The sequence below is a fragment of the Microvirga soli genome (assembly GCF_016734765.1).
GTDB lineage: Bacteria > Pseudomonadota > Alphaproteobacteria > Rhizobiales > Beijerinckiaceae > Microvirga > Microvirga soli.
On record NZ_JAERQE010000011.1, the window covers coordinates 25181 to 41299 of the forward strand.

The following is a 16119-nucleotide window of genomic DNA, read 5'->3' on the forward strand; positions in this document are numbered from 1 at the left end:
GCTGCCCCTCACTGCTTCGGTCACGTGTGATCGGATCCCGAAGTGGCGCGTCCGCCGCGCACGCGATGGTCCCGGTCGATCTCGACGACGGCACCCGAGTGTTCGGTCGTCACAGCGCCGGCAAGCTGCTGAAGCTCGGCCTCATCGAGAGTTTCCTTCTCCAGCAGGCGCCGGGCTGTCCGCTCCAGGACATCCCGCCTCTCCCGCAGGAGCGCAACGGTCTGCTCGAACACCCGGTCCACAATAGCCCGCACCTCGCCGTCAATCGCGGACGCCGTCTCGTCCGAGTACGAGCGCTCCTGAGCGCCGTTGGCGAGCGGGTTCGGGCTCAGGAACGAACGGCTGTCCTTTTCCAGCGCCACGTTCCCGAGCTTTTCCGACATGCCGTAGCGGGTCACCATCGAGCGGGCGATGTCGGTCACGCGGACCAGATCATCCGATGCGCCAGTGGAGAGATGATTGAAGACGATCAGCTCGGCGGCGCGCCCGCCGAGCAGCACCGCCATCTTGTTCTCCAGCTCCTCGCGGGTCATCAGGAAGCGGTCTTCGGTCGGCCGCTGGATCGTGTAGCCCAATGCCCCGACACCCCGCGGGATGATCGAGACCTTGTGCACCGGATCGACGCCGGGGAGTGCCAGGGCGACGAGCGCATGGCCCATCTCATGGTACGCCACCACCTCGCGCTCCTTCGGGTTCAGGAGCCGGTTGCGCTTTTCCAGCCCAGCGACGATGCGCTCGATGGCGTTGTTGAAGTCGCTCATGGTGACCGCGTCTGCTCCGCGCCGGGTGGCCAGCAGGGCCGCCTCGTTGACGAGATTGGCGAGATCCGCACCCGTGAACCCCGGGGTAAGGGCCGCGACCTTCTCTGCGTCTACATCAGGAGCCAGCTTCGCCTTGCGCATGTGCACCTGCAGGATCTGGACGCGGCCCTTCTTGTCGGGCCGGTCCACCAGCACCTGGCGGTCGAAGCGCCCGGCGCGCAGCAGGGCCGGATCCAGGATCTCGGGCCGGTTGGTGGCGGCAAGCAGCACCAGTCCCGTGCGAGAGTCGAAGCCATCGAGTTCGACGAGAAGTTGGTTGAGCGTCTGCTCCTTCTCGTCGTGGCCTCCGGCCAGGCCGCCCATGCCGCGGGCGCGACCAAGGGCATCAAGCTCGTCGATGAAGATGATGGCCGGCGCCTTCTCGCGCGCCTGCTGGAAGAGGTCGCGGACGCGGGCGGCGCCGACGCCGACGAACATCTCGACGAACTCGGAGCCGGAGATGGAGAAGAACGGTACCTTGGCCTCGCCGGCCACGGCCTTGGCGAGCAGGGTCTTGCCGGTGCCGGGGGGGCCGACGAGCAGCACGCCTTTGGGCATGCGCCCGCCGAGGCGGCCGTACTGCTCCGGGTTTCTGAGGAACTCGACGACCTCCCGCAACTCGTCCTTGGCTTCATCGACACCGGCGACGTCCTCGAAGCGCACTCCTGTATCCGCCTCGACATAAATCTTGGCCTTGCTCTTACCGATCTGCATCAGGCCGCCGCCCAGTCCGCCCTTCCCGACCATCCGGCGCATGAGGAAGGCCCAAACGCCGAAGAAGAGCAACACCGGCAGGATCCAGGACAGGATATCCCGGAGGAACGTGCTTTCGATCTGACCCGTGTAAGTGACCCCATACGGCTGGAGTTCCTGAGCGAAGGCCGGATCAACCCGCGTGGTCGCAAAGCGGGTCTGGCCGCTGGGGAGGGGCTCCTTCAGCCTTCCCTGGATGAAGTTCTCCGAGATCCCGATCTCGGCAACCTTGCCGCCCCGGAGCAGCTCTTGGAACTGGCTATAGGGAATAGGCGCAATCTGCTGGGCCGTGCTGAAGACGTACTGGATCAGCAGGATGCCCAGGATGGCCGCGACCCAATACCAGGTGTTGAAGCGCTTGGCATTGTCCATCGAGGTCCCCTGCAGCGGCTCGACTTCCGGGACGAGCCCTCAGACCGGAACAACGTGGGGCGGCAGTCCTGGTTCGATCAGAGCCGCGCCGGTGAGGCCCCGCGTCTCGGTCCCTGCCGCCTGCATCACCCCAAGGCTCAAGATGGCCATCAGCGTTGCATCATCGGCAGGGCCGACGGGGCCCATGTCTCCTCGTGTGTCGGTCGTTCTATCATGGTGGCGCTTGGTTGCGCTGTCTTGAAAGCCCTCTGCCAAGCAGGTCCTTAACAGTGGGATCAAGAGCACTCGGCAGGTCTTGACGACGCAAAATCCCGTTCCTAACTTGATGGGCGCCAAGGCTTAGACGAGCTTGGCACACGGGCGCCGGCGGTGTCCGGCGCTCTCGGATCCATGTTGCTCTCAAGAGGATGTGGCTATGAGAACCTTCGACATTTCTCCCCTGTACCGCTCTACAGTCGGCTTCGACCGCCTGTTCGACATGCTCGACCAGACTGCTCGGGTTGAGCCGATGACCAACTGGCCGCCCTACAACATCGAAAAGGCCGGCGACGACCAGTACCGGATCACCATGGCGGTGGCGGGCTTCTCCCCTGACGAGATCGAGCTCACCCAGCACGAGAGCACCTTGCTCGTGACCGGCAACAAGCATTCCGAGTCTGAGAGGACGCAGATCCTGCATCGCGGCATCGCGACCCGCGCCTTCAAGCAGACCTTCAGCCTTGCCGATCATGTGAAGGTAAAGGGTGCAAGCCTGGAGAACGGGCTGCTAATGATCGAGCTCGTGCGCGAGGTGCCTGAGGAGCTCAAGCCCCGCCGCATCGAGATCTCAACCGGCAGTCAGCCCAAGGCTCTGGCGCAGGACAACGCCAAGCAGATCGAACACGAGGCGAAGACCAGCAAAGCCGCGTAACGCCAAGGACGTGCGGAGGCACGGTGGTGCCGAGGATTCCTCGGCACCAGAGATGATCGCGTGCTTCCGCTCCAGCCGAGCAGACAGGAGGTATCGATGAACATGCGTGATCTCATTCCCTGGGGCCGCAATGAGCGGTCCTCTTCGGTGCCCGGTGCTTACCGCGGTGACGAGGTCAGCCCGTTCCTCACGCTTCACCGCGAGATGAACCGGCTGTTCGACGACGTGTTCAACCGCTTTGACAGCACCCTGCCATCCGTCTTCAACCAGATGCCCGCGTGGCCAAGTGTGGAGGTGATCGAAACGGACAAAGACGTCCGGATTGCGGCGGAGCTGCCGGGCATGGACGAGAAGGATGTCGAGGTGAGCGTCAGCGACGACATCCTGATTATCCGTGGCGAGAAGAAGGCCGAGATTGACGACAGGGAGCGCCACTTCAGCGAGCGCTACTACGGCCGCTTCGAACGTCGCATCCCGCTTCCCTTCGAGGTGGAGGACGACCGGGCTGAGGCCTCGTTTCAGAACGGGGTCCTGATGGTAACCTTGCCGAAGTCGCCCAAAGCGGAAGCCAAGACGAAGCGCATTGCCATCAGCGGCAAGGCCAAGGACAGGAAACACTGATCTCACGCTGTGGCTCCAGGCAGGTCCTCCGTGACTGCCCGGAGCTACCTTCGCTCACCTGAGGGAGGTCAACATGGAGATTGCAATCCAGAACACCGTTAAGCGCCCAGTGGCTCGTCTCCGAGATGAGGGCCAATCCACCCCTTCATTTATCGAGGCGCTTGTCGATCCCGTGAACGTCTTCGATCACCCGCGCGAGGTCGTGGAGCATCCTGGGTTCACGCACGAGGAGAAGCGCACGGTCCTGCTCTCCTGGGCACGCGATGAGCTTGTGGCGGAGCAGGTCACGTCCCGCCTTGCACCGGAGCTGGGGATACGGTCGCGCATCGACGCCGTGGCGGAGGCGCTCGCCACGTTCGATGCCGCCGCCGCTGCCGAGTACACCTCCGCGGTGGCGCTGATCCGCACCAGGCGCAGCAAGCGTCGTCTTGCACGCCGCGGCGAAAGCCAGGAGGTGCTGTCATGACCCAACAGGCTGCTGGTCATCCAACCGGTTTATGTCCTGAGCCGCTCCCACCGGGTCTCTGGCCTTGGGAGGTCCCTCTAGGGACAAGTCAGGTCTTTGTGCATCCGCACGACGTCGTCACCGCACCTGATCTGAGCCGGGAGGACAAGCGCGCCATCCTTGCCGCTTGGGCATCCGACGTATGGGCGGTTGAGTCTGCGCCTGGGCTGCGGCGCTGCCCCGGATTGGCTGATCGCACCGTGCCCGTCGATGCTGTGCTCGACGCACTTCGATCCCTCGATCCTGAGGCCCCCGACGAGGCCTGTGAGCGGCCAGTTTTGGCACGCCGCAGGCGGAAGGCGGGCGTTCGCTGGCTGACCCCAAGGCTGTCGCGGGTCACCTGAGAGCTGGAGGCTGCGATGGCCGTCTTCGATCCGAATGACTGGTGGGCGGGTGGGTCCTGGTTCAAGCCTGCAGATCAGGATCGCCGCCGCCCGGAGGAGATCAATCGCGAGGTGGTGTCGCGCTGGCTGGCCGCAGTCGCGCTCTGCCTGTGCTTTGCGGCACTCGCGCCCATGGAGCAGCTCCATCGGGTCTTTGCGGTCCTGCTGCTCGGGGCGGGCGTGGCATCGGCTGGGTTGGCGCTGATCCGCCGGGAAGCCTTTTACAATCCTCGTCATCTCACAGCCTGGGATGAAGCGATGCTGTCGCTGGCGGTAGGGCTCGCGCTCTTTCTTTGGAATGGCTCATAGAAGAGGACTGAAATGAACGAACGGTTTGCAGGGATTGGGCACAACAACCCGCCGCAGCCGGTGGGTCCGCTGTGGCTTGCGGACGCCGAGGCGCGCATTGCCCAGCGCGAGCGGGCGGTCGCGACCTCAGGCCGGACACGCGCGCATCAATGGGTGCTGCGCTTTGAGCGCCGCTCACTGCCTGTGATTGAGCCGCTGATGGGCTGGACCGGTGGTGACGACACGCTCGCGACCCAGGTCGAGTTGATGTTCGATACGTTGGATGAGGCTTTAGACTACGCAGAGCGGCAGGGTCTGTCCTATCGCGTTCACAACGGGCCCTTGCGAGGAACGCCGCGGCAGAAAGACATCGTCGGTGGTCGTGAAACGAACGACAACTCTTCACCCATCGAGCAAGAGGTCGGAGCCATTATCTGGCTTACCGCGCAGCAACCGGGCTACGGGTGCTGCGATCTGTCGAGCATACCGGATCTGGAGAAGGCGCTGGTCCATCCGGCAGCCGTGTTCGCAGATCCGGATGATGTTGTGCGCCATCCTTTGCTATCACTCGATTGCAAGCGCGAGATCCTCTGGCGCTGGGCCTGGGACGAGTACCTCGTTGACCTTGCCGCCGCTGAGGGGATGATCAACGGTCCGCCCTCCCGCCTGGACGAGGTCAGGACTGCCTTGGTTCGTCTCGGCCATGACTGGCGCCCCATCCGGCGGCCCCCGCAGCGTTTGTGGTTCACTTTGAAGCCCAAGAGGATGCTTTGGTACGGTCTGGAACAGCAAGGCGTATCGTGATGCCAGTGCGATTTATCTGGTCAGGTGAAGAGTGATATTGAACTAATACAGATAACTCATCAATAAAAGCGTATTATTTGATAATTTTTCCATGAGTAATATATATGTTTTTATTAACAATGATAGATAAAAATACTCCTAGTAATATTTGAAATACTTCAGGCATGCCCTCAATAAGCCACCGTGCGAATGGTATCCTCCTGGAGGCACACGAAGGAGGGACAATGATGGAACAGCATGCCAATGAAACACAGGACCGGGTAAGACAGCGCGCCTACGAGCTCTGGGAGCAACACGGCCGGCTTGAGGGTCATGAGGCGGAGTTTTGGCACCAGGCCGAGCGTGAGCTCAAGGGTGAAGCGAGCAGTAGCGACACCAGCAGAGGCGTCACCGCGAACGCTCCCTCCGCCAGGAGCGGCTCCGGATCGGATGGCCCAGGAAAGGTGTGATTTCGGGAGAAGCGGCAGGTTGGGTTTGACAATTCCTTCTTGATAGGTCGCCTCTATGGAAAAGGCTTTAGATCGGTGGCGATCCCGAACAGGATCCCGGTCCGCTCGCGGAACTAGAGGCTGCGGAGCCGGAAGCGGTCAACCGGACCGCTCGACGGCATGGACACTTGGTTGATACGCGGCGCCCAGATCCTTAGTCGGAATTGGGAATAGGGCCATGCCACGGCCAACGAAGGCGGTGCCCATGGCGAATTCCCTTGGGACGCGCCCAAGTCCGAGATCGACAAGCATCCCCGATACGAGGTGGTCGCCGCCGAAACGACCGACCGCCGCAAAGCCCGGCGAAACAAGGAGTAAGTCTGCAATCCTTCGCCACAACCGCCGGCTAACGAGCAATACGCCTCCCCTGGAATCTGTCGGCCCTGCACCGGGAGATCGGCGTTTCCCTGCCTGCCGAGCCCCTGGACTTCAACGTCCTGGCCTGCGCGGTAAGGCATGTGTCACGGAACCACATACCGATCACGGAGGCAGCCCCGCCTCCTCCAGCCGCTGCCGCAACTGCCGCCGCAGCGCCGGATCACGAAAGCGCTCCTGGAAGAGGAACCGCGACACGCTGAAGTCCGGCTTGCCCGCGATTGCCTCCTTCACGAGCCTGCAAGCCTCCTCCGCTTGGTCGAGCGCCATCAGGGCCGCCGCCCGGTACAGCCGCGAGCGGAAGGTCTGGAACACCAGTCGACCCAGGGCCTCAAGAGCCTCATCGTAGCGGCCCATCGCATAGTAGGCGACGCCGCGCTCCTCGATGCACCACACCGGCAAAAGCGGATCGAGCGCCTCCGCCTCGTCGAGCAGCCTCAGCGCCTCCTCGGGCTCGCCGATGAAGGTCATGACGGCCGCGCATCTGGCCCTGATGTAGGCGTCCGACGGGTTCAGCTCCATCGCCCGCCGCATCAGCGTCACCGCCTGATCATGATTGCCCTTGAGCAGCTCGAAGAAGGAAGCGATCCGGTTGGCCTCGGCATCGCATGGGTCCAGCTCCAGCGCCCGGCGGATGTCCGGCTCGCCCTCGGGGAAGCTGAACTCCGGGAGGTCCGAAGCGGCGCAGACCCGCCAGGCGTAGGCCGCCCCGTAGGTCGGATCCTGCTCGATGGCGCGGGTGAACCATTTCACCGCCTCGCGGGAGTGCTCCTCCAGGACGCCGCCGAGACGATGGTGCTCGATCCCGCGCAGCAGGCACTCGAAGGCTGACATGGTCTCGGGCGGCTTGCGCCGGGCCGTGATCATGCTGGCGTCCTCGACGCGGCCGAACACAGTGGCGGCGATCCTGGCCGCCGTGGTGTCGAGCAGGTCCAGGAGTTCGGCGAAGGGACGCGAGATCTTGTCGCTCCACACCACCGAGCCCTTCTCCGTTTCGGTCAGCGTGAGGCCGATCCGCACATGATCGCCGACCCTCCGGACTTGCCCCTCCAGGACGTACTGGACACCCAAGGCGTCGCCGACCTTGACCGGGTCGGTGCCCGCCAGGGCAAAGCTGGCGCTGCGGGAGCTGACAAAGAGGCGGCGGAAGCGGGCCAGTTCGACGATGAGCTCGTCCGTCAGGCCTTCCGCCAGGAACCGCTGGTCCTCGTCCCCGCCCATGACGCGGAAGGGCAGGACCGCGAGGGACAGCGGACGCTTCTCTCCGACGGACGGAGCCCGCGTTGGCGCGGATTGCAGCCTGTGCCGCGCCATCTCCTCCCGCAGCCGGTAGATGCGGATCGGCTCCACCATGTTCTTGAGGCGCCGCTCGCCAAGATCCTCGAAGGCGAAGGGCGAGTTGCGCCGGATGTTGTCGAAGAAGGTCCCGCTGACGCAGATGCTGTCGGGCTCCGCCTCCTGCTGGATCCGGGTGGCGACGTTCACCCCGTCGCCGATGAGGTCGCCGCCGCGAACTACGACGTCGGCGAGATGAAGCCCGAACCGCAGCCTGAGCGGATTATCCTCCGCGCCCCCTCCACCGGCCAATGCGCTGCGGATCTCGGCCGCGCAGCGCAGCGCGTTGATCGGGCTGGCAAACTCCGCCAGCCAAGCGTCGCCGGCGGTGTTGAAGACACGGCCACCGAGAGCGGCGACCGTACCCCGGACCAGCTCCTGGCAGTGGACGAGCCGGTCAGCCGTCCGCTCCTCAGCCTCCTCCATCAGGGATGAATAGCCGACGATGTCGGTCACCAGGATCGCGGCCAGGCGGCGCTGCATGCCAAACTCCCGCGCGTGCAACTCCCTGTGTGACACCACGTCGGCTCAATCCGGCCGCGGTGCGACGGCGGGAGCTGATGCTGCCGGTCCAATCTACGCCTTGAGGGGGCGGAGATCGAGCCTCCTGTTGATGTTCGTCCTTGAGCCCGACTGAAGGCTCAAGGCCGCCGCACAGCCCCCGCAGTCATCGATGGCCAGATGTGATACGCGCGGCTCATCCTGCCGGAGACTGCTTGCCAGAGGTGCCAAACCGGATCTCTCATGCTGTCTTGCAACCTTTGACGGCGCTCGCGCGCGCCCTGTAGGTGACGCGTCCATCGGCCGTGAGCGGCACTTGCTGTTCGAGGACGCTCCGCAACTGCGCCTGGCCGTCCGGTGGCATCGCAGCTATCGCCGTTCCGGCGGGCCCGACCGGCATCGTCATCGACTGCCAAAAGTCCTCGAAATCAGCAAACTCGACCGCAATGTCGATGGCTCGCGTGCCGGTCTGCTCGAAGCCGGCGGCTCGCCAGAGTTCCTCAAGGGCCTGCAACGAGGTCACTTGCGGGCTCAGCGGAGCGGGTGATTGGAGGCCCATTGCCCTCATCGCGGCCGCGAGGGGCGCCGTCGGCGATCCAGCGTTCTTGTAATCCCACACGTAGGCTGCGGCAGTGCCGCCGGGCCGGAGGGTGCGCCACATCTCCGCGACCGACTTGGCCGGATCAGGCACAAAGTGGATGACCAACGCCATGACTGCGATGTCGAAGCTGTTGTCCGCGAACGGCAGGTCCTGCGCATCGCCAACAATGAACTCCACCTTGCTCCATTCGCCCCGTCCGCGGGCAAAAGCCAGTTGCTCGGGGGATGGGTCGATTCCAACCACCGCTGCGGGAGAGCATCCTCGGATCACCTGCTCGGTGAACACGCCGGTACCGCACCCAATATCCAGCCATCGAAGATCTCTCGGAGCTTCGATCCAGTCGATGAACACATCACCGACGCGGCGGCTCCAGCGACCCATGAGCCTCTCATAAGCGGCTCCATCCGTGAACAGTTGGTCAGTCGGGGACATGCGGTGCCTCGAAGATTGCCGCCCGGTTCGGCTGCCCAACGGCAGGTGAACGAGCGGGCCGTCATTATCGCGTGGCAGTATCTCTCCGCGCAAGCGTGATCAGCCGAGTGGAAAGCCCAGCCCCGATGCCGCCCTGGGGAGACAGTCTTAAAGCATGGCCGTGTCGCGCCCTACGCCGGGATGGAGCACCGTGCCGTGAAGGCGCTTTCCGACCAGCAGATTGCTGATCTCCGCGCCGGCCGCGGCATGGGCCTGGCGCTGCCGGCGGAGTTGAATGGCTACCCGGGGCCGATCCATGTCTTGGAACTCGGCGACCGGCTCGGCCTAACGGCGGAGCAGCGCAACCAGGAGCAGGAACTCCTTGCGGCCATGAAAGCGGAGACGATCCCACTCGGTGAACGCCTGATCGCGCAAGAGACCGACCTCGACCGGCAGTTCGCCTCCAAGGCTGTCACTCTAGGGAGTCTGCAGGCTGCCTAGGCTGACATCGGGGCGACGCAAGGTAAGCTCCGCGGAGTTCACCTGCGCTATCACCTCTCCACCCTGGAAGTTCTCACGCGCGAGCAGGTCAGCCGGTACAATGAACTTCGCGGCTATCGGACCCCGGGCGGCCACGGACACGGCCCGGCGAGCCATCACTGACCGCGTACGCCTGCATCACGACCGCTCGCGCCAGGATCGTGGACTGCTTCCGTCTAGGGCTGGGAGGGCGAACACGGTTCATTGCCAATCGAAAATGGCCTGAGTGTTCAGCGGGCTTGCGTATCCATAGGCTTGCGCGGGGCGTAGTGTCTCGGAGCGCTGCGGCTGACGGGCGGCATAACCTGCTCCGACCGATGACGGTTCATCATACTGGGCTTTGGCCTGTTCCCGCTTCACCGTCCGTGCGGAGGGTTTCCTCGGCTCGTCTCCCTGGATCACGATCCTCGTGTTCCGCATCCCCTCACTCCGGACCAGGGCAAACAGCTTCGCCGCGTTCGCCGGCGCGAGGCGGACGCAGCCGTGCGAAGCGGTCCGCCCCAGACTGCCGGTGGCGTTGCTGCCATGGATTGCATGGCCCCGGTGCGTGAAGAAGATCGAGTGCGGCATGGGCGAGTTGTCCCACTCCTTGGAGGCATGGTCCTTCACCAAGCGAGATGGTGTGAAGCTGCCAACCGGCGTCTCATGCCCTGCCTTTCCCGTCGACACCGACCAGGCGTAGCGCGGCTGGCCATCAACGGAGACCGACATGCGCTGGGTGGTCTTGTCGACCGTGATCAGGACATCTGCCTTGGCCCAGCCAGCTCCGAGGGCGAGAGCGCTCAGCAGAGACGCGGCAAACAGACCAACATGATGCATAGAGAAATGTCCTCTGGGTAGGAATACAAGGCGACATTCCTACAGACGTCCAGTAAGGACCACGGTTCCGCTGGGCCGTTCGACCTCACGGAACTGTGTGGGCTCAGTTTAAGGGAGAGTGACGATAGAGAAATCGGTTGAAATTTCCTATTCTTGCTACTTAAAGTTTAAAAAGGTTTAGAATGTATTCGGAAGACGGCCTCCAGGCCCCTGGGTCGGCCATGTAAACGGCTTGTAAACCCGCCTCTCCAAAACAGCCGGCAATATTTCTGTCATCGTTAGTCTAGGTTGAAGGTCCGAGCGAAGGTTCCCATACTGTGTGGCCCCTCGAATGGGATCTGAAGGCTGTCATGACGTCCTCAACGTCGAAGGCCGATCATCGCAAAAACTGGCTCCTGGCTGCCCTGGAGCCCGAGGATCTGGCGCACCTTGAACCGCACCTGGAGACCGTGATCCTGCCCAAAGGCACGATCCTCTATGAGGCCGGTGATCCGATCCGCTACACCTACTTCCCGCATGACGCCATTGTCGGCCTGATCAATGTCATGGAGGAGGGGCAGTTCGTCGAGGTGGCGTCCTTCGGGCGCGAGGGGCTGTTCGGGCTGATCAGCGCCATCGTCTCCCGCGAGGCCTTCGGGCGCTACAAGGTCCAGGTGCCTGGCACCGCCTCCCGGATCGCCCTCGACCGGATGCAGAAGGCGATGCAGGTCCGTCCCAAGCTGCGGCGCCTGATCCTCGGCTACAGCGAGGCTCTGCTGGCCCAGACCTTCCAGACGGTCTCCTGCAACGCGATCCATACGGTCGAGGCCCGCTGCTGCAACTGGCTCCTGAGCACACGGGACCGGATCGACGAGGATCTCCTGCCCCTAACCCACGCCGATATGGCCGAGCTTCTAGGGGTGCAGCGCTCCACGGTCAGCACGGTGCTGCGCACGTTCCAGACACAGGGCCTCATCACCCAGCAGCGCGGCGGCATCATCATCACGGACCGTAGTGGCCTGGAGGAGATCACCTGCGAGTGCTACGGCAGGATCCGCCACACCTTCGCACGCTTGCTGCCCGTGCCGCTGTCCTGGACCTGACCAGGATCCTCAATTCCGACTAGGGTCCCCCGCACCAGCGGCCAACCGAAGCAACTCTTCGGCTGCAGCCTAGTCTGAAGGTCACTATCCTTTTGCCTGCCCACGAATGCTGGTCTGGTACGGTGCTGTCCCTGCGCTACTGCGCCGTTAATTTACCGGGCCAGAGTCGCTGATCGGCGGGAGTTCGTCCCCGGACGGCGGCAGCGCCTATCGGCTGGCGAAGACCTAACAGGACTGTACACGTTTGGTTCAGACGCCTTGGCCTAAACACCTGCATCCGCTGACGAACCACGTCAACATGCTGCTCTGGTCCGCTCTTGCCGCGGCCCTGCTATCGGGCCTGACGCTTGGTCTGCTGTCGAACAGTGCACCTGAATGGGCCACCCAGACCGTGGAGTTGGTCACGGTCGTGGTCGTCTTCGTACTGGTCTGCCTTGCTGAAACCACCGGGTCGCGCTCGGCCAAGCCAAGTTCCCGCTAGGACCAGGAATACCAAGACCTGTATCTAAACACCTCGACATCCCGCCACCAAGTCGCAGGAACCCGTGGTCTGGTGGCAGGTTCTCCTGAAGCCAAGCTTGTAGCTCCAGAAGCAGGAGGCCCCTGCGCCAGCGGCTGGGCTACCTTCAACGACGTGGGGGGACGATGATCAGGTGGGAGTACGACAGGCACGAGATTCTGCCCGATAGGATCGTCCATGCCCTCGGGGTCATTGGCGGACTTTTCGCCGTGATCGTCCTATTGGTTCTCGCCGCACCAGCCGTCGGTCCCTGGGAGCTGACCCCGGTAGCGATCTTTGGCGGAGGCCTGCTGGCCGTGCTCGTCATCTCAGCGGCCTACAATCTGTGGCCGGTTTCTCCAGTCAAATGGCTCCTGAGGCGGTTCGACCACTCGGCCATCTATCTCCTGATCGCCGGCACCTACACGCCATTCATCATGCAGATGAGAAGCGAGATCACGGCCGTTGTTCTGCTGGTCGGCGTCTGGGCCGGCTCCTTGGCCGGCATGGCCCTGAAGCTGTGCCTGCCGGGCCGATTTGATCGTCTCGCAATCTTGCTCTACCTACTCCTCGGCTGGAGCGGCGTCATGGCGTACGAGGCCGTGCTCGGCGCCCTGCCGGGCTCGACCCTCACCCTCCTGGCCGCCGGTGGCCTTCTCTACACGGTGGGCGTGGTCTTCCACGTCTGGGAAAGCCTGGGCTTTCAGAACGCAATCTGGCATGCCTTTGTGCTTGTGGCCGCGGCATGGCATTACCGGGCGGTGCTGGACTGCTTGGTGTTGGCGCGGGTGTGATCACCAACACCGCTTGGACACGCGGCGCATGAGAGTACCGTCTGTTGTAGTTCTTCGCCTGGGGCAAGAGCTTGTCGAAGACAGCCTCAATGTTCGAGATCGCGTTTCTGCCGGCGATGACGTTGATCATACCTTCCGGCTGATGAAGCCCGAACCTGTAAGAACGAAGCGCCACGGCATCTCTGCGGCGCGGGTGATGCCGATCCGCACACCTGTCGTGATGTCGACGGGGTTCTCTCTGTTAAAAACCTGAAAGGGTACCTGATCCAAAGGCCGTACCACCCGATCTGGACGATGGTGGCCTCCGTCACCCTGGTCGCAGGCGGGGTGATCCTGCTGGCCGCCGGGTTTCCGCTCCTTGCTTTGGCGCTGGCACTGTATGGCGCCGGCAATGGGATTGGCCGTCACGAGTGCCTGCCCTTGTCGGTGGCGAGGTCGGCCCGCAGCGCCGCGATCTCGGCCCGCAGGGCGGCCAGATCGGCGCTGCTCGATGTCTCCGTCTCGGGTGAGGCGGCATCACGCTCGACAAAGAAGGAGGCGAAGCTCGCGGTGATGTAGCCGAAGACGCCGAAACCATACAGCGACAGCAGCAAGCACAGGATAGCGGCCCCTATCCCGGAGTTTCCCCTCCTTCCGGGACGTGCCAGAGCGGACGCTGGACCGCCGCTACCGCGGGCACGGGCGTTGTGGCAAAATCGGTAAGGCATTTTCAGGTGTGCCGGAGAGGCCATCGCATCGGATGGCCGCGCGAGTTCAACACCTGCAAGCGACCAACGAAGCTGGCTGCGGCACCCCAACTGAATGGAGTGGCCCTATTCACCTTCAGGAGGCTGCGTCCATGAGAGCCGTCGACAAGGCAGAGGTCATCTTTCTGGTCGATAATGCGACCGACAGCCTTTCCTCGAACCCTGACTTCGTCGAGACAGAGTTCGCGAGCCACCGCCGTCGCGGCATGCCATGGCTGTCCGGAAAATGCCTGTGCTGCGCTGCGCATGGGCTTTCCTGTTTGATCACCACCCGGACGGGATCCGCCAGCCGCACACTTCTGTTCGATACCGGGCCGGAGGAATGGGTGTTTGAGCGCAACGTGGTCAGGCTCGGCCTTGATCTCGGGCAGGTCGGCGCGGTGGTGCTCTCACATGGTCACTGGGATCATGGAGGTGCGATGCCGCGCGCTCTGCAAATGATCACCATGGGCAATGGCGGGCACCCTGTCCCGACCTACATGCATCCCGATATGTTCGCCTTGCGCGCGACCAAATCCGCCGATGGGTCACTTCGTCCGATGGAGTCGGTGCCGAACGTGGAAACGCTGTCCGGCAACGGCGCCGATGTCATCGTCACCCGAGATGAACAGACTCTCCTGGACCAGATGTTCTATCTGAGTGGTGAAATCCCTCGCGTGAGCCACTTCGAACGCGGACTTCCCGGCCAGTGTCGCCAGACTCCGGCTGGCACTTGGGAACCGGATGAGTTGATGCCAGACGAGCGCTTCGTGGCGGTCAACGTGGCCGGTAAGGGGCAGGTCGTCTTCACTGCGTGCTCGCATGCCGGTTTGATCAACGTTCTAACGCACGCTCAGGCACGGTTTCCGGATGTCCCGCTCTACGGGGTGTTTGGCGGATTCCACCTCTCCGGGGTCACTGAGACTGTCATCCCGGAGACTGTTGAAGCGTTGGCGCGGTTTGACCTGCGATTGATATCACCTGGGCACTGCACAGGCTGGCGCGCTGTCAACGCCCTGGTCGCCGCCTACGGCGATAGGGTCGTTCCATCAGCGGTCGGCAAGACTTTCATGCTTTGAGGCCTCTGCGAGACGGAGCTGGTCGCCCAACGCTGTTCCAACCTTGTGGTGGTCGCATCCTCGATCAGGATGTCGCCACCTCGTCCGGCTTGGGTCGAAGTGTAGCGTTGGTTGGACAAACGAAGGTCCGCTTCACTCTTCTCCTGCGGACGTTCGGCTTAGGCCTGCCCCATGCCAACCAGCGACATCCCGGTGTGTTGCCACACTTCGATCAGGAACGATCCCCCTGTCCCGCTGAGCCAATGTGGGACCGCCGAAAGCCGGCTGTTCCCCCGCCCTGTTTCCCTATACACCTTATCGTCGTGACAGCACATTGTCGTGGTTGTTGGGCAAGGGATGGACGCATGTGGATGGACCGTCGCATTCAGGATCTCTTCGGGATCGAACTGCCGATCATTCAGGCGCCGATGGCTGGCTCAGTCGGATCCGAGATGGTGATCGCGGTCTCCGAGGCAGGCGGGCTCGGATCCCTTCCCTGCGCGATGCTCAGCCCTGAGCAGATGCGGACCGAACTCGGGATTATTCGGCAGCGCACCTTGCGCCCGATCAACCTCAACTTCTTCTGTCACAACCCGCCACAGGCCGATCCGGCCCGTGAGGCGGCTTGGAAGCGGCACCTGGAGAGCTACTACACTGAACTCGGCCTCGATCCCCAGGCGCCTGCTCCCGCTGCGGCTCGTGCTCCGTTCGACAGCACGATGTGCGCCCTCGTTGAGGAGTTTGCGCCGGAGGTCGTCAGCTTCCATTTCGGCTTGCCTGAGCGAATCCTTCTGGAGCAGGTCCGGGCAACCGGCGCGAAGATCATCTCTTCGGCCACCACGGCGGACGAAGCACGATGGCTTGAGGACAGAGGCTGCGATGCCGTCATTGCCCAGGGCTATGAGGCCGGCGGACATCGTGGCCTGTTCCTGACCGAGGATATCAGCACTCAGGCGGGCACGATGGCGTTGGTGCCGCAGGTGGTGGATGCCGTAAAGGTCCCGGTGATCGCCGCAGGGGGCATCGCTGACGCGCGGGGCATTGCCGCCGCCTTCGCTCTGGGAGCCTCGGCGGTCCAGATCGGCACCGCGTACCTGTTCTGTCCCGAGGCCAAGGTCAGTCCACTCCACCGAGAGGCACTCAAACACGTCAAGGACGACGGCACTGTGCTGACCAACGTCTTCACAGGCCGGCCGGCCCGGGGGATTACTAACCGTATCGTGCGCGAGGTCGGCCCGATGTCGGAGCACGCACCGGAATTTCCGCTGGCCGCGGGCGCCGTCACTCCCCTCAGGGCCAAGGCGGAGCAAGCTGGATCGGGAGACTTCTCGCCGCTCTGGTCAGGGCAGGCTGGCGCTCTCGGCAGAGAGGTCCCTGCGGGCGAGCTGACACGCCAGCTTGCCGCGGAAACGCTTTCGAGGTTGTCCAGGATGGGCGGCGGCGGCGCATGACCAT

General features: G+C 63.5%; 20 protein-coding genes. 14 read left to right on the forward strand and 6 right to left on the reverse strand.

Annotation, left to right across the window (positions count from 1 at the left end):
• Positions 1–20: 20 nt before the first annotated feature.
• On the reverse strand, positions 21–1925 hold the full coding sequence (gene ftsH, locus JKL45_RS11860) for an ATP-dependent zinc metalloprotease FtsH (protein WP_201861343.1): 1905 nt from the start codon (positions 1923–1925) through the stop codon (positions 21–23).
• A gap of 39 nt (positions 1926–1964) precedes the next feature.
• Positions 1965–2111 carry a hypothetical protein gene (locus JKL45_RS11865; RefSeq protein ID WP_201861344.1) on the reverse strand — a complete coding sequence of 49 codons (147 nt, stop codon included), beginning with the start codon at positions 2109–2111 and terminating at the stop codon, positions 1965–1967.
• A gap of 229 nt (positions 2112–2340) precedes the next feature.
• On the opposite strand from JKL45_RS11865, the gene JKL45_RS11870 reads away from it, so the two are divergent.
• The 7 genes from JKL45_RS11870 (at position 2341) to JKL45_RS11900 (ending at position 5885) form a co-directional block, all read left to right on the forward strand.
• Positions 2341–2835 (forward strand): Hsp20 family protein, encoded by a 495-nt coding sequence (locus JKL45_RS11870; RefSeq protein WP_201861345.1) that lies wholly within the window; start codon positions 2341–2343, stop codon positions 2833–2835.
• Between the two features lie 96 nt (positions 2836–2931).
• Positions 2932–3456, forward strand: a complete 525-nt coding sequence (locus JKL45_RS11875; protein ID WP_201861346.1) for an Hsp20/alpha crystallin family protein — start codon at positions 2932–2934, stop codon at positions 3454–3456.
• Positions 3457–3529: 73 nt separating this feature from the next.
• Entirely contained in the window at positions 3530–3922 is a 393-nt protein-coding gene (locus JKL45_RS11880) for a hypothetical protein (RefSeq protein WP_201861347.1), read from the forward strand.
• Positions 3919–4305: a hypothetical protein gene (locus tag JKL45_RS11885; protein WP_201861348.1), complete on the forward strand. Its 387-nt coding sequence runs from the start codon at positions 3919–3921 to the stop codon at positions 4303–4305. The genes JKL45_RS11880 and JKL45_RS11885 overlap by 4 nt, the downstream gene beginning before the upstream one ends.
• A 15-nt stretch (positions 4306–4320) precedes the next feature.
• Positions 4321–4653 (forward strand): hypothetical protein, encoded by a 333-nt coding sequence (locus JKL45_RS11890; RefSeq protein WP_201861349.1) that lies wholly within the window; start codon positions 4321–4323, stop codon positions 4651–4653.
• A gap of 12 nt (positions 4654–4665) precedes the next feature.
• Positions 4666–5436: an NADH dehydrogenase ubiquinone Fe-S protein 4 gene (locus JKL45_RS11895; RefSeq protein WP_246498496.1), complete on the forward strand. Its 771-nt coding sequence runs from the start codon at positions 4666–4668 to the stop codon at positions 5434–5436.
• 227 nt (positions 5437–5663) lie between these two features.
• A complete protein-coding gene (locus tag JKL45_RS11900; protein ID WP_201861453.1) occupies positions 5664–5885 on the forward strand; it encodes a DUF2934 domain-containing protein in 222 nt (73 codons plus the stop codon).
• 519 nt (positions 5886–6404) lie between these two features.
• On the opposite strand, the gene JKL45_RS11905 is transcribed toward JKL45_RS11900, so the two are convergent.
• Positions 6405–8117 (reverse strand): adenylate/guanylate cyclase domain-containing protein, encoded by a 1713-nt coding sequence (locus JKL45_RS11905; RefSeq protein ID WP_201861350.1) that lies wholly within the window; start codon positions 8115–8117, stop codon positions 6405–6407.
• Between the two features lie 259 nt (positions 8118–8376).
• Complete coding sequence (locus JKL45_RS11910) at positions 8377–9168, reverse strand: class I SAM-dependent methyltransferase (RefSeq protein ID WP_201861351.1); 792 nt, start codon at positions 9166–9168, stop codon at positions 8377–8379.
• A gap of 195 nt (positions 9169–9363) precedes the next feature.
• On the opposite strand from JKL45_RS11910, the gene JKL45_RS11915 reads away from it, so the two are divergent.
• Complete coding sequence (locus tag JKL45_RS11915) at positions 9364–9648, forward strand: hypothetical protein (RefSeq protein WP_201861352.1); 285 nt, start codon at positions 9364–9366, stop codon at positions 9646–9648.
• Positions 9649–9888: 240 nt separating this feature from the next.
• Here JKL45_RS11915 and JKL45_RS11920 read toward each other — a convergent pair whose 3' ends face one another.
• Complete coding sequence (locus JKL45_RS11920; protein WP_201861353.1) at positions 9889–10506, reverse strand: L,D-transpeptidase; 618 nt, start codon at positions 10504–10506, stop codon at positions 9889–9891.
• 350 nt (positions 10507–10856) lie between these two features.
• Between JKL45_RS11920 and JKL45_RS11925 the strand changes: the two genes are divergently transcribed.
• The 4 genes from JKL45_RS11925 (at position 10857) to JKL45_RS30650 (ending at position 13134) form a co-directional block, all read left to right on the forward strand.
• Positions 10857–11588, forward strand: coding sequence for a Crp/Fnr family transcriptional regulator (locus JKL45_RS11925; RefSeq protein ID WP_201861354.1), 732 nt, complete (start codon positions 10857–10859; stop codon positions 11586–11588).
• A 244-nt stretch (positions 11589–11832) separates the two neighbouring features.
• Entirely contained in the window at positions 11833–12069 is a 237-nt protein-coding gene (locus tag JKL45_RS11930; RefSeq protein ID WP_201861355.1) for a hypothetical protein, read from the forward strand.
• A gap of 164 nt (positions 12070–12233) precedes the next feature.
• The gene (gene trhA, locus JKL45_RS11935; protein WP_201861356.1) at positions 12234–12881 is read left to right on the forward strand and encodes a PAQR family membrane homeostasis protein TrhA; all 648 of its coding nucleotides are present in this window, start codon (positions 12234–12236) and stop codon (positions 12879–12881) included.
• A gap of 28 nt (positions 12882–12909) precedes the next feature.
• The gene (locus JKL45_RS30650; RefSeq protein WP_312896950.1) at positions 12910–13134 is read left to right on the forward strand and encodes a hypothetical protein; all 225 of its coding nucleotides are present in this window, start codon (positions 12910–12912) and stop codon (positions 13132–13134) included.
• Positions 13135–13285: 151 nt separating this feature from the next.
• On the opposite strand, the gene JKL45_RS11945 is transcribed toward JKL45_RS30650, so the two are convergent.
• Positions 13286–13474 carry a hypothetical protein gene (locus tag JKL45_RS11945; RefSeq protein ID WP_201861357.1) on the reverse strand — a complete coding sequence of 63 codons (189 nt, stop codon included), beginning with the start codon at positions 13472–13474 and terminating at the stop codon, positions 13286–13288.
• A gap of 146 nt (positions 13475–13620) precedes the next feature.
• On the opposite strand from JKL45_RS11945, the gene JKL45_RS11950 reads away from it, so the two are divergent.
• Together JKL45_RS11950 and JKL45_RS11955 are read left to right on the forward strand one after the other, a co-directional pair.
• Complete coding sequence (locus JKL45_RS11950) at positions 13621–14685, forward strand: MBL fold metallo-hydrolase (protein ID WP_246498497.1); 1065 nt, start codon at positions 13621–13623, stop codon at positions 14683–14685.
• 344 nt (positions 14686–15029) lie between these two features.
• On the forward strand, positions 15030–16115 hold the full coding sequence (locus JKL45_RS11955; protein ID WP_201861358.1) for an NAD(P)H-dependent flavin oxidoreductase: 1086 nt from the start codon (positions 15030–15032) through the stop codon (positions 16113–16115).
• Positions 16116–16119: the final 4 nt, after the last annotated feature.